The 12,102-nt window shown below is 41.5% G+C and carries 13 protein-coding genes and 1 riboswitch; of the genes, 10 read left to right on the plus strand and 3 right to left on the minus strand.

Annotation, left to right across the window (positions count from 1 at the left end; all coding sequences use genetic code 11):
* Positions 1-416 precede the first annotated feature (416 nt).
* From LLW17_RS10745 to LLW17_RS10790, 10 genes are all read left to right on the plus strand, one after another.
* Positions 417-770, plus strand: coding sequence for a hypothetical protein (locus tag LLW17_RS10745; RefSeq protein ID WP_228230267.1), 354 nt, complete (start codon positions 417-419; stop codon positions 768-770).
* A 49-nt stretch (positions 771-819) separates the two neighbouring features.
* On the plus strand, positions 820-1,284 hold the full coding sequence (locus tag LLW17_RS10750) for a DMP19 family protein (RefSeq protein WP_228230268.1): 465 nt from the start codon (positions 820-822) through the stop codon (positions 1,282-1,284).
* Positions 1,285-1,483: 199 nt separating this feature from the next.
* Positions 1,484-1,846, plus strand: a complete 363-nt coding sequence (locus tag LLW17_RS10755) for a hypothetical protein (RefSeq protein WP_228230269.1) — start codon at positions 1,484-1,486, stop codon at positions 1,844-1,846.
* Positions 1,847-1,890: 44 nt separating this feature from the next.
* Positions 1,891-2,091 carry a PspC domain-containing protein gene (locus LLW17_RS18990; protein WP_228230270.1) on the plus strand — a complete coding sequence of 67 codons (201 nt, stop codon included), beginning with the start codon at positions 1,891-1,893 and terminating at the stop codon, positions 2,089-2,091.
* Positions 2,092-2,333: 242 nt separating this feature from the next.
* On the plus strand, positions 2,334-3,059 hold the full coding sequence (locus LLW17_RS10765) for a hypothetical protein (RefSeq protein WP_228230271.1): 726 nt from the start codon (positions 2,334-2,336) through the stop codon (positions 3,057-3,059).
* A gap of 583 nt (positions 3,060-3,642) precedes the next feature.
* A riboswitch (TPP riboswitch) is annotated at positions 3,643-3,735 on the plus strand.
* A 75-nt stretch (positions 3,736-3,810) separates the two neighbouring features.
* Positions 3,811-4,611 carry a hydroxyethylthiazole kinase gene (gene thiM / locus LLW17_RS10770; RefSeq protein ID WP_228230272.1) on the plus strand — a complete coding sequence of 267 codons (801 nt, stop codon included), beginning with the start codon at positions 3,811-3,813 and terminating at the stop codon, positions 4,609-4,611.
* On the plus strand, positions 4,608-5,243 hold the full coding sequence (gene thiE / locus LLW17_RS10775) for a thiamine phosphate synthase (protein ID WP_228230273.1): 636 nt from the start codon (positions 4,608-4,610) through the stop codon (positions 5,241-5,243). Before thiM ends, thiE begins: the two co-directional genes overlap by 4 nt.
* Positions 5,240-6,073 carry a bifunctional hydroxymethylpyrimidine kinase/phosphomethylpyrimidine kinase gene (gene thiD, locus LLW17_RS10780; protein WP_228230274.1) on the plus strand — a complete coding sequence of 278 codons (834 nt, stop codon included), beginning with the start codon at positions 5,240-5,242 and terminating at the stop codon, positions 6,071-6,073. Before thiE ends, thiD begins: the two co-directional genes overlap by 4 nt.
* On the plus strand, positions 6,060-6,713 hold the full coding sequence (tenA, locus tag LLW17_RS10785) for a thiaminase II (protein ID WP_228230275.1): 654 nt from the start codon (positions 6,060-6,062) through the stop codon (positions 6,711-6,713). The genes thiD and tenA overlap by 14 nt, the downstream gene beginning before the upstream one ends.
* A gap of 167 nt (positions 6,714-6,880) precedes the next feature.
* A complete protein-coding gene (locus tag LLW17_RS10790; protein ID WP_228230276.1) occupies positions 6,881-8,143 on the plus strand; it encodes a DUF819 family protein in 1,263 nt (420 codons plus the stop codon).
* A gap of 89 nt (positions 8,144-8,232) precedes the next feature.
* Here LLW17_RS10790 and LLW17_RS10795 read toward each other — a convergent pair whose 3' ends face one another.
* The 3 genes from LLW17_RS10795 to rpmH form a co-directional block, all read right to left on the minus strand.
* Positions 8,233-8,826, minus strand: coding sequence for a T9SS type A sorting domain-containing protein (locus LLW17_RS10795; RefSeq protein ID WP_228230277.1), 594 nt, complete (start codon positions 8,824-8,826; stop codon positions 8,233-8,235).
* Positions 8,827-8,952: 126 nt separating this feature from the next.
* Entirely contained in the window at positions 8,953-11,805 is a 2,853-nt protein-coding gene (carB, locus tag LLW17_RS10800) for a carbamoyl-phosphate synthase large subunit (protein WP_228230278.1), read from the minus strand.
* Between the two features lie 108 nt (positions 11,806-11,913).
* Positions 11,914-12,075 (minus strand): 50S ribosomal protein L34, encoded by a 162-nt coding sequence (rpmH, locus tag LLW17_RS10805; RefSeq protein ID WP_099646692.1) that lies wholly within the window; start codon positions 12,073-12,075, stop codon positions 11,914-11,916.
* Positions 12,076-12,102 lie beyond the last annotated feature (27 nt).

Here is a 12,102-nt window from a genome sequence, read left to right on the forward strand (position 1 = left end):
TGGGTAAAATATCACCGGTGCAATACGCAAAGCTTCATTCTATTGGGGCTAGCCCCAATAGAATGAAAAACAATAATTTTAAACAAGTTTTGGAAAATTAAGCAGTTCTAATCTAGGGAAGCTTACAATTTTTATAAATATCCTTTTTTAAGTGGACTTTTAATTTTACTTAATAATGAATATAAACTTTTATTATCACCATTAAGAAAACAAATAATTTATGAAAAAAGATATGAGGAAATTTTAAAAATTCTAACTAAGAAATTTGCCAGCATATAACAACGGTTCATCGCCAGTAAGCCCCACAGTTAGAAAGAAAATAATTAACGTGATCAACAAACCAATACTAAGCCGACAAATCCGCGTCCCTTACTCCGCCAACTGGCGATAATCGAAACCGTTAGCCAATTTAAGAAATGACAAAATTCCGACTGACTTTAGTAACTGAAAATCAAAAATCTCTTGAAAAAGGAAAAAAGTTTGCGGAACTGATTTGCGGAACTTTGAATTGTAAAAACAGATTTGAAATTTCAAAATATGAGAAGTTTGAAAACTCATATCGAATAGAAATTATTGGACAAATAACGGATAAAAACTCGGTTGCAGAATCAATCGAATTAACTGACCGAATTTGCTCGCCTTGGATTGTGACTTATGACCGACCCAAAAATAGCGTGGAATTGATATTTAATAAATCGGACTTCTGTAATTTTCGGAGAGCCGAATTCAATGTGCTGAACTGGGCAAATTTTAAAACAGAAAATGAATAAAACCATCGGACTAATTTTAGTTTCATTTCTTCTACAAAACTGCAACAGAATGACAAAAATTGATAAACTATTAAATTTGGAAGATGAAACCGAAACCGTTATTCAAATTGGAGAACTGCTTTGGGAAAAATCTAAAAACGATAAAGATTTTGAATCACTCAACGAATACGAAAAGAACGTAATATTTATTGAAATGCTCGAAGGTCAAGTTAACAATGGTGGATTTGACCAATACTTTTTCAATAGTTCTGGTGAATATGCTTACGAAACTTTAAAAGCGTTAGAAGAAATAAAAGCAAACCAAACGGCCAAAATTTTGAATAGCGCCATTAAAACATTTCCCACACTACCTGTTCCGAAAGACACAGAACAAAGACGAGAATTAATGGAAGATATTCCCGACAATATTTCAGAAACTTGGGACAAACTTGATGATGAATTCTATGAATACCCAGAAAATTTGGCGGGATTGGTCATTGAATATGTAAAAACCAACAAAAAGGAATTTGAATAAAAGAAAAGCCAATCGAGTAGATGACCGCGAACGGTAAGCTCACCGTGCACCTCTCGTGCAAATCCTGTTAACCATCGGCACTATGTCGGCCAGCCTTTTTAGTCTATTCCCAATATTCAGTAAAAGGTTTAAAAAACTGATTTTAAAGTAACGAGAATATAATCTCCAGAAATTTTAGCCATAAACAAACTAATACAACGTGGGACTATTTAATAAACTCTTTGGAAAAAATAAAAGCTACTCCAAACCACAAGAACCGGAACACGCAGTAATTGTACATTTTCGCTATGAAATGGATTCACTTGATCCTCTTTATCAATTAGAAGATGCCCTTGAAAAGCACATTAATGAAGAAGGCGTTGGAGAATTTGACGGGCACGAAATAGCTGTGGATCTAAGTGATGGTTTCCTTTATATGTATGGTACAAATGCAGAAACCCTTTTTAAAGCTGTCAAACCGATTTTAGAAAAATCGAACCTTATGAAAGGAGCAGTTGCCAAATTGCGATTTGGACCACCCGAAGAGGGTATTAGAGAAATTGAGATTAAACTGCCAGAATAGCAATCAATACTATTTAAAAATTTTTCTATTCCTAAATTAAAAAAATGAATAATAAAAAACTTACCAAATCCAAAGATAGAATGATAGCCGGTGTTTGTTCCGGGATTGCTGAATACCTCGGCTGGCAAACGCATCACGTTAGAATGCTATTTCTTATAGGCACCCTATTAGGAGGTTCCGGACTAATAATCTATACGGTTTTAAATTTTGTAATGCCTAATGCTAGTAATGATTACTTTCAATAAAGCACCATATTAGAACAATTTCAAAGTGCGCTAAAAAACTAGCTCTATTTTACTTTTTAAAATGAAAATTAAAACAATACTACTCAGCAGTATTTTGGTAATACTCTCTTCCTGTAAAACCTATACGATTCCGGTTGAAAGCTTTCGGGACCAGATGACAAAATCCGGAACTGAAATACCTTACCTTTAGAGCCTAAACGTATATATCTTTAATCAGATTCCAAATCTCAAAACCAGATCTTTTGAATTCTAAACCCAGGGTCGAACCCTTCCTTAGAAATCATAAATTCTACACCAAAACGCCTAAAGCGCAAAACAAATTCCTGCTCGCTTTGGGTTTTCTTGCTTTTGCGGTCCTATTGGTTTTGGTTGTACTTTCGATCTATACCGGGATCTACTTTATCGCGATTCTGGGCTTTGCAATCATCCTGTCTCTGATTGCTCCGTTTTTTGATGTGCCTTCCCTTAAAAAAAGTGGGAAAATGATCTACTACGCTCCCCTTTTCATCACCGAAAAACCCAAAGACGGCCTAATTAAAATTCACGGCGGCACCCTGTTTGACTATTACTTTGCAATCGACAGAAGGCTAAACGGACGCGAACGCACCGCCTATATAATGTATGAATATTTAAACGGACTGCTGGCCCTGATAGAAGCTTATAAAGATCAGCCGCAACTACGGGTGCAGGGTACCAGCTATATCATTAATGAACGTACGGCAAAAAAACTGGGTTTTAAAATTGGTGAAACGAATGGTTTCCAAAAGCTTATTTTAAGCTACAACTACTTCAACATTTTGGTTTCAAGTTCGATTGCCAAAAACAAACTGAGCTTTCCAAAGCTGAGTAACACCAAAACTTTTGAGGCGCAAATAAGCGACTTAGCACTACACAAAGCGCATATTGAAAAACTTCGGGATGCGCTAAAGCACAGGCATCCGCAAAAGCTTCGAGACTTTTCCGGTTAGGCTAACTTGAAGTCGAATTGCTTTTTTTTGTGCACAGATTGACTACCCACTAACAGAGGTTAGGGTAATTTTTAGATTTGCGTTGCTTTGGTTAGGTCTTGATCCCGTCGCATCAAACAAGCCCTGATAAGGCTTTCCTTATTTTTAAAAATGCAACCAGCAGCCAACTAATGAGTTCCCACACAGCACATTTGCAAAAGGATTTAACTGTGCCTTTTCTAAACACCACATAATCTACGTTCTATACAACGCCCTTCTTGGTATCTGGTTTAATACTACTAAACACCTGAATCCTTGTAGATGGTACCTGCATACTTCCCTTGTCCAACCACCTTTAACCACAAAAAATGTGGTAAAGTGTGGTTGCAGTGTGGTTGCACTGTGGTTGCAGTGTGGTTTCAGCCTGGATTTGCCTGGGAGCTTCTCAGTACGATTCGAGCGTCTACCGTTAACGCAAGCAACCCAAAAAACCGGAAATAATACTAAAAATAAGGTTACCTATTACATGCTGTCCACTTTAAAATCTGTTTCAGCATAAAACCGGCTGTATATAAAGCGATCCTGTTCCTAATTTGTATCTTTAGTTTCGCTTTAGGGGTATTCTGAAAAGAATTGAGAGAGTCCCTTTGAACCTGATCCGGCTTACACCGGCGTAGGGAAAAGCAAAAAAGAGCTTCTTATCTAAAAGCGGTCTCTTTCTTTGTTTTCGGTTTTTTCCTAAAGCTTTTTTGTTTCACAAAAATAGATCAACATGGAAAAAACACTTTGGAAACACATCCAAACCGTAAAAAATCAATCCCCTTTAATACACAATATCACCAACTATGTAGTGATGAACAACACGGCAAACGCCCTGCTGGCAGCAGGTGCCTCACCTGTTATGGCTCACGCTAAATCAGAAGTCAAAGATATGACAGGCATTGCAGGCGCGCTGGTGATCAATATAGGCACGCTTGACGAATACTGGTCTGAAGCTATGCTGATAGCCGCAGAAACAGCTCATTCCCTAAATAAACCCTGGGTACTTGACCCGGTAGGTGCCGGGGCCACCCCATATAGAGATGAAATCCTTCAAAAACTACTTCAGTACCGGCCTACGGTAATCAGAGGGAATGCGTCTGAGATTTTAGCCCTTGCGCAGTCTCATACCGCCAAAACCAAAGGTGTTGACAGCACCGCATCCAGTACCGACGCTGTGGAGGCTGCCCGCAAGCTCGTACAACACTATGAATCTGTGGTATGTATTTCGGGCGAAACGGATGTCATTATAGACAACAAACAGCGTTTGCTTTACCTTAAAAATGGTCATGCTATGATGGCAAAGGTTACGGGTTTAGGCTGCTCGGCATCGGCTATTATAGGAGCATTTATAGCTGTGATTGCAGACAAAACAGAGGCTACCGCTGCTGCGATGGCTTTATTGGGAATAGCAGGAGCGCTTGCTGCACAGCAAGCTGCCGGACCGGGGAGTCTGCAAATGCAAATCCTGGATAAACTCTATAACCTGGAGGAAACTGAGTTTGACGCACAGCTTAAAATTTCCCGGGGATGAACAAACAATCCCGATTTCCCTATAAACTCTATCTGGTTTTGTCTGAAGCCGACTGTAAAGGGCGACACTTTCTCAAGGTGGCGGAAGAAAGTATCATAGGAGGAGTAGACCTAATCCAGTTACGGGAAAAGAACGATGATCTGGAGACGTTTATACGCAAGGCACTCCAGCTCAAAGAAATCACGGACAACTATGAGATCCCGCTCATCATCAATGATAATTTGGAGATCGCTAAGAAAGTAAATGCGACAGGTATTCACGTAGGAACCCATGACATTCCTCCTGTTGCTATACGAGAATTGTGGTGTAACGCTGCATATGTGGGTTATTCTATAGAACATCTGGAGCAGTTGGATACAGAAGAAACCGCCGTTTCTGATTATTTAGGTATCAGTCCCGTATTTAAAACACCTACCAAAACCGATACCATTACCGAATGGGGATTGGATGGAATCAGAACTATACGCAAGCTTACAGACAAACCTCTGGTGGCCATTGGTAATCTGGATGTGCACAATATAAAATCGGTTATCGATGCGGGAGCTGATTGCATTGCTGTGGTATCTGCAATCTGTGGAGCGCCCAACCCTCAAAAGGCAGCTTATCAATTAAAAAATGAACTTTTAAAATGAAAAAATACACCTATCCTTCAGTCTTAAGCATTGCCGGTTTTGACGGCAGTGGCGGTGCCGGTATTCAGGCCGATATCAAAACGATTTCTGCTTTGGGATGCTACGCCACCTCTGTGTTAACCGCATTGCCTGTGCAAAACACCCGGGGTGTCAAAACTATCTTTCCCATTCCTGTGGAAGCGGTTGCTGAACAGCTGGAAAACTTAATGGAAGATATTGTGCCCGATGCGATAAAAATAGGGATGGTACATACCCCGCAACTGGTGGAGGTCCTCGTGAAGGAATTGCGCAACTACCCCGACATTCCCGTTGTTTTTGATCCGGTTATGGTGGCAACCAGCGGACATCGTCTTATTGAAGAAGAAACCATAGCGGTTATTGTAAAAAAACTGCTGCCCCTTGCCGATATCATTACCCCGAATATGGATGAAGCAGCTATTTTAGCGAACATAAAGGTAGAAAGTCTGGAAGATATGATGCAGGCAGGAGCTTCTATTAAAAAATTGGGCTGTAAAGCTGTACTGCTGAAAGGAGGTCATCAGAAAACAAAAGTAATCACTTCCCTGTTATTTGATGAAAGTACTACTCCACGTGCTTTTGAGTTCGAAAAAATTAAAACCAACAACACCCACGGTTCAGGCTGTACCCTATCTTCCGCTATTGCTTCCTTTTTAGCCCTGGGAAATTCCCTGTATGAAGCAGTTGATCTGGCACAGGAGTATGTCTACCAGGCCATAAAGCAGGGCGCAGATACTGAAACCGGGAAAGGAAACGGCCCCTTAAATCACTTTTTCAACCCTCAAAAGCTTAATAAAAATGAACTGGTCTGAAAATGCCTGGCAAGCTGTTAATGGTATTTACAATTCCATTCTCAAAATGCCCTTTATTGAGGAATTATCTGACGGCAGTCTTCCTATGAAGACATTTCAGTTCTACATGCTGCAGGACTCCTATTATCTGGAGCATTTTGGAAGAGCCTTGGCTTTAATAGGTGCTAAAGCGTATGATGTGGAAGATGCGCTGGCATACCTACAATTTGCGGAAAATGCCATTGTGGTAGAGCAAGCCCTGCACGAGTCTTATTTTAAAGACTTTGGAGTGTCAAACAAGGGAATCATACAGCCCGCCTGTCATCATTATACGCACTTTTTGAGAAGTACTGCAACACTGGAACCCGTGGAAGTAGCGATGGCTGCAACACTCCCCTGCTTTTGGATTTATAAAAATGTTGGAGAATATATTTATACCCACCATCAGGCTGCCGGAAACCCGTTTCAAAACTGGATTGAAGCCTATGCCGGGGAAGAATTTACGGTTTCGGTAGAAAGGGCAATTGATCTGTGTAATAAGGCAGCTTTACAAACCACACCTCAAATACGCCGGCGCATGACGGAAGCTTTTATCACAGCATCGCGTTTGGAGTATCAATTTTGGGATGCCGCATATAACCTGAAGCGGTGGGAGTTGTAGATTATAGTTAGAAATTCAAATATGCTATATACAGATAGTCTGATCGGGAGCTAAATTCTAATTTGGTTAATTTCACAAAGATCGAGTCTCTTTTGATGCCTCTATGCTGTTCTTTCAATCCTCCCAAATACCCTACCTTTAAAGCCTAACCAAGTATTTTTACATTGATGGATCAATTGCATTTAACAGACGATACGGTAATTTTTGGACTCCTGGCGCTTTGTCTGGGTTTGGTATTTTATACCTCTTCCCTGCAAACCCGGTTTTGGCAAAAATTCTATACCGTCGTTCCCACGGTGCTCCTGTGCTATCTGTTACCCGCAATCCTTGCCAGTACCGGTATCGTTTCGGAAGAAGCCAGCAATCTGTACTTTGTGGCCAGCCGGTATCTGCTTCCTGCAGCGCTTATTTTAATGACGCTGAGCATCGACCTTAAAGCCATCGTTAATTTGGGCCCCAAAGCCCTTATTATGTTTTTTACGGGAACTGTAGGCATCATCATTGGCGGACCTTTGGCGATTTTAATCGTTTCCATCTTTTCGCCCGATACGGTGGGTGGCAATGGTTTTGACGCCGTATGGCGCGGACTATCAACCATTGCAGGCAGCTGGATAGGTGGTGGTGCCAATCAGGCCGCGATGCTTGAGGTTTTTAAATACAATCCCGAGAACTATGGCGGGATGGTGCTCATTGATATCGTAGTCGCCAATATCTGGATGGCCTTGTTGCTTTTTGGGATTGGAAAACGCGAGCGCATAGACCGGTGGCTGAAAGCAGACACCTCTTCTATCGAAAGACTCAAAGCTAAAGTGACCACTCATACCGAAAGCATTGCCCGTAACACGACCCTTCAGGACTTGGTGATGTTTCTGTTTTTTGCTTTTGTAGGGGTAGGTCTGGCGCATTTTCTGGGGACGCACTTTGCTTCTTTTCTGGAAAACAACTTTGAGGTGGTGCGTAACAAAGAAAAAATCCTGTCTTCGCTGAGTTCAGACTTTTTATGGATGGTGGTTTTTGCTACGGCTTTTGGAATTATGCTTTCGTTTACCAAAGCAAAAAATTACGAGGGTGCCGGCGCCAGTAAAGTAGGAGGACTTTTTATCTACATCCTGGTCGCAACCATAGGTATGAAAATGGATTTAACCAAAGTACTTGAGAACCCGGGTTTGATTGCCATTGGTTTAATCTGGATCAGCATTCACGCAGGCTTACTCATTGGCATTGCAAAGCTCATCAAAGCACCCTATTTCTTCCTCGCCGTGGGGAGTCAGGCAAATGTGGGCGGGGCTGCCTCTGCACCTGTCGTAGCCGCAGAGTTTCACCCCTCGCTAACCTCGGTAGGCATACTGCTGGCGGTTTTTGGTTATGTTACGGGTACTGCCGGAGCTTATCTGTGTGCGCTGCTCATGGAAGTGGCATCGAAAGCATAACCTCCTTAAAATTATTGTTTCCTGAAATCTATAAAACCAAAAGCCCTTCCGGAATCCGGAAGGGCTTTTGTTATAATGCGTGTAGAAGCTTAATCTTTAATCAGTTTTTGCGTAAAAGAACGGCTACCGTTATCAATCTGAATGAGATAAACACCGCGTTTCAACGTGCTTACATCCAGACCACTCGAAGCCAAAGCTGAGGAAACTTTATCCTGCTTAACCTTTTTACCCAACACATCGTAAAACGTGATGTCTAAAGAATTACTAAGTGACGGACTCTCAAAAAACAAGCGATCTTTTACCGGATTGGGATAAATCTTATATCCGTCTGCCGTTTGAGATACAACCGATTTGGAATCGGAAACCTTGATACTTCCCTTCAAACTCTTTTTGGCACTACTCTCAAAAGTATAGATCCCTTTTTTAGTGAATACATACTCATAAACCGAACCTTCAGATAGACGCTGGGAAATCCCAAAGTCTGCAGGAGCGCCAAAAGAAGTATTGACAATATTTTGCGGAACATACTCACTAAAAACCCATTGTACGGTATCTCCTACCTGAATTTCAAGCGTAGACGAAAGATCCTTGGAACCTGACTTCCAGTTGATTACATGTGTAGTTTGTGCACTTAATGTGAATGCAAACGTCAAAAGGAAAATGTAAAACCAAGTAAATTTCATACCATATAACTGTGTTTCAATGCGTTGTAAAGATAAAATAACTTTTCAAATAGCATGCCAAATAAAAAGCAATATTATACTAAAGTTACTCTAAAGACGTTGCCACAAATTATATGTTGCAAAAAATTATCGGCTTAGATACATTTTTCTTCTTGCGTACAGATCGTAAAATGCATCATCCTTCAAACTGTCGATAAACAAGATGCTTTCGCCGGTACTCTTCATTTCAGGGCCCAACTGCTTATTCACATTTGGAAACTTATTAAATGAGAACACCGGTTGCTTAATCGCATAACCCTCCAGCTTGGGATTAAACTCAAAGTCAGTCACTTTCTTTTCGCCCAGCATCACCTTGGTTGCATAGTTAACATAAGGTTCACCATAAGCTTTCGCTATAAAAGGAACCGTACGTGAAGCACGCGGGTTGGCTTCGATGATATACACCATATCGTCTTTGATCGCAAACTGAATATTGATCAATCCAACGGTATTGAGTGCCAAAGCAATCTTATGCGTATGATCTTTAATTTGCTGAATAACCAAATCTCCCAGGTTAAACGGTGGCAGGGTAGCATTGGAGTCCCCGGAGTGAATTCCGCAAGGTTCAATATGCTCCATAATACCGATGATCTGAACATTCTCGCCATCGCAAATCGCATCGGCTTCAGCTTCAATTGCCCCATCCAGATAATGATCTAACAGGAGTTTGTTATTTGGAATCTTACGCAACAGGTCAACAACGGTTTCTTCAAGTTCGTCTTTGTTGATCACGATTTTCATTCCCTGACCTCCCAATACATACGAGGGTCTTACCAAAATAGGGAAGTCCAGACGATCTGCAACAGCAAGTGCTTCTTCTGCACTCTCGGCTACATCAAATTCAGGATACGGGATTCCGTTTTCTTTTAAAAGTCTGGAGAAACTACCGCGATCTTCAGCAAGGTCAAGTGCCTTATAGCTGGTTCCTATAATTTTGATTCCGTAGCGGTCTAATTTTTCAGCCAGTTTAAGAGCGGTTTGACCTCCCAACTGCACAATTACGCCTTCGGGCTTCTCGTGACGGATGATGTCGTAGATATGCTCCCAGAATACCGGCTCAAAATAGAGCTTGTCTGCAATATCAAAGTCGGTCGAAACCGTCTCCGGGTTACAGTTAATCATAATGGTTTCGTATCCACATTCGGCAGCTGCCATAACCCCGTGTACACAGCAGTAGTCAAACTCAATTCCCTGACCTATACGGTTAGGACCAGAGCCCAGCACCACCACTTTTTTCTTATCGCTTACTTTACTCTCATTATCGGCAAAACGCTCGCCCGATGTCAACTGCATTTCATTCTCAAAAGTAGAATAGAAGTAAGGCGTTTGTGCCACAAACTCTGCGGCACAGGTATCAACCAGTTTATAAACGCGGTTGATTTTATATTCGTCACGCTTGTCGTAGACATTGCTTTCCAGACAGTCGAGCATATGCGCGATCTGGCGGTCTGCAAAACCTTTTTGTTTAGCCTCCAGCAGGAGATCACGAGGCAGCGTGTCTATGGTATATTTAGAAACTTCTTTCTCCAGCGCATCCATTTCCTCAAATTGCTTAAGGAACCACATATCAATCTTGGTGATTTCGTGAATACGGCTTAACGGAATACCCATCTGGATGGCGTCATAAATGGTAAACACGCGGTCCCAACTTGGGTTAGTCAGTTTTTCAATAATCTTATCGTAGTTGGTATAGCCTTTACCGTCTGCTCCCAGACCATTACGCTTGATCTCGAGCGACTGGGTTGCCTTATGAAGAGCTTCCTGGAACGAGCGGCCAATACCCATCACCTCTCCTACTGACTTCATCTGTAATCCTAAAGTACGGTCGCTGCCCTCAAATTTGTCGAAATTCCAGCGTGGGATTTTCACAATAACATAATCCAGAGTAGGCTCAAACAAAGCCGAAGTAGATTTGGTAATCTGATTATCGAGTTCGTCAAGCGTATAGCCAATAGCCAGTTTAGAAGCGATTTTTGCAATAGGATAACCGGTTGCCTTAGAAGCCAAAGCCGAAGAACGAGATACCCGTGGATTGATTTCAATCGCGATGATATCTTCTTTTTCGTCGGGGCTTACGGCGAATTGTACGTTACAGCCACCGGCAAAGTCACCTATAGAGCGCATCATATGTATGGCCATGTCACGCATACGCTGAAACGTACGGTCACTTAAGGTCATAGCAGGCGCTACGGTAATTGAATCTCCGGTGTGGATCCCCATCGGGTCCATATTTTCGATGGTACAAATGATAACCACGTTGTTATTTTTGTCCCGCAGCAGCTCCAGCTCATACTCTTTCCAACCCATGAGGGCTTTATCGATCATCACCTCGTGAATAGGAGATATTTCGAGACCATGGCTTAGAAGTGCATCAAAATCTTCAGGTTTGTAGACAATCGAAGCTCCAGCTCCACCAAGGGTATACGAAGCCCGTATTACCAGCGGAAATCCAAATTCCTGAGCAATTTCCTTTCCTTTTAAGAAGGATGTTGCTGTAGCCTGAGGAGCCATCCCTATGCCTATTTTAAGCATCAGCTCTCTAAACTTCTCCCGATCTTCAGTAATATTAATCGCGTCAATATCAACACCTATCAATTGAACTCCATAATCTTTCCAAATACCTTTTTCATCGGCCTCAATACACAGGTTGAGCGCTGTTTGCCCTCCCATAGTAGGCAGTACCGCGTCGATTTGCGGGTGCTCTTCCAGTATTTTAACAAGAGATTTTGTGGTAAGCGGCAACAGGTAAATGTGATCTGCCATCACAGGGTCTGTCATAATAGTAGCCGGGTTCGAATTGATGAGAATAGTTTCAATACCATCCTCCCCCAGGGATCTCAGTGCCTGTGATCCGGAGTAGTCAAATTCACATGCCTGACCTATAATGATTGGACCAGAACCGATTATTAAGATTGATTTAAGTTTTTCGTTTTTAGGCATTAGTGCTCAGATTAAGTATGTGTGTTTAAATTTAGTCTGGAGTATTTATAAAAAAAAGGTGTTACTTTTAAAAGTAACACCTTTGATATTTTAAACGATAAAAATCATTTATTTCTTATGTCTTAGCTCAGAAGATACAGATAATCTCTTTCTACCCTTTGCTCTTCTACGTGCAAGGACTTTACGACCGTTAGCTGTAGCCATACGCTCGCGGAAACCGTGCTTATTTCTTCTTTTTCTTTTTGAAGGTTGAAACGTTCTTTTGCTCATTGTGTATCTTCTTTAATCTTCCTTAAA

Origin of the sequence: Leeuwenhoekiella parthenopeia (genome assembly GCF_020782115.1) — a bacterium.
Taxonomy (GTDB): domain Bacteria; phylum Bacteroidota; class Bacteroidia; order Flavobacteriales; family Flavobacteriaceae; genus Leeuwenhoekiella; species Leeuwenhoekiella parthenopeia.

Coding starts and splice junctions, on each gene's coding strand:
- thiE (WP_228230273.1), top strand. CDS start 4,608: ATGAACAAACAATCCCGATTTCCCTATAAACTCTATCTGGTTTTGTCT.
- thiM (WP_228230272.1), top strand. CDS start 3,811: ATGGAAAAAACACTTTGGAAACACATCCAAACCGTAAAAAATCAATCC.
- rpmH (WP_099646692.1), bottom strand. CDS start 12,075: ATGAGCAAAAGAACGTTTCAACCTTCAAAAAGAAAAAGAAGAAATAAG.
- thiD (WP_228230274.1), top strand. CDS start 5,240: ATGAAAAAATACACCTATCCTTCAGTCTTAAGCATTGCCGGTTTTGAC.
- tenA (WP_228230275.1), top strand. CDS start 6,060: ATGAACTGGTCTGAAAATGCCTGGCAAGCTGTTAATGGTATTTACAAT.
- LLW17_RS10795 (WP_228230277.1), bottom strand. CDS start 8,826: ATGAAATTTACTTGGTTTTACATTTTCCTTTTGACGTTTGCATTCACA.
- LLW17_RS18990 (WP_228230270.1), top strand. CDS start 1,891: ATGAATAATAAAAAACTTACCAAATCCAAAGATAGAATGATAGCCGGT.
- LLW17_RS10750 (WP_228230268.1), top strand. CDS start 820: ATGACAAAAATTGATAAACTATTAAATTTGGAAGATGAAACCGAAACC.
- LLW17_RS10790 (WP_228230276.1), top strand. CDS start 6,881: ATGGATCAATTGCATTTAACAGACGATACGGTAATTTTTGGACTCCTG.
- LLW17_RS10745 (WP_228230267.1), top strand. CDS start 417: ATGACAAAATTCCGACTGACTTTAGTAACTGAAAATCAAAAATCTCTT.
- carB (WP_228230278.1), bottom strand. CDS start 11,805: ATGCCTAAAAACGAAAAACTTAAATCAATCTTAATAATCGGTTCTGGT.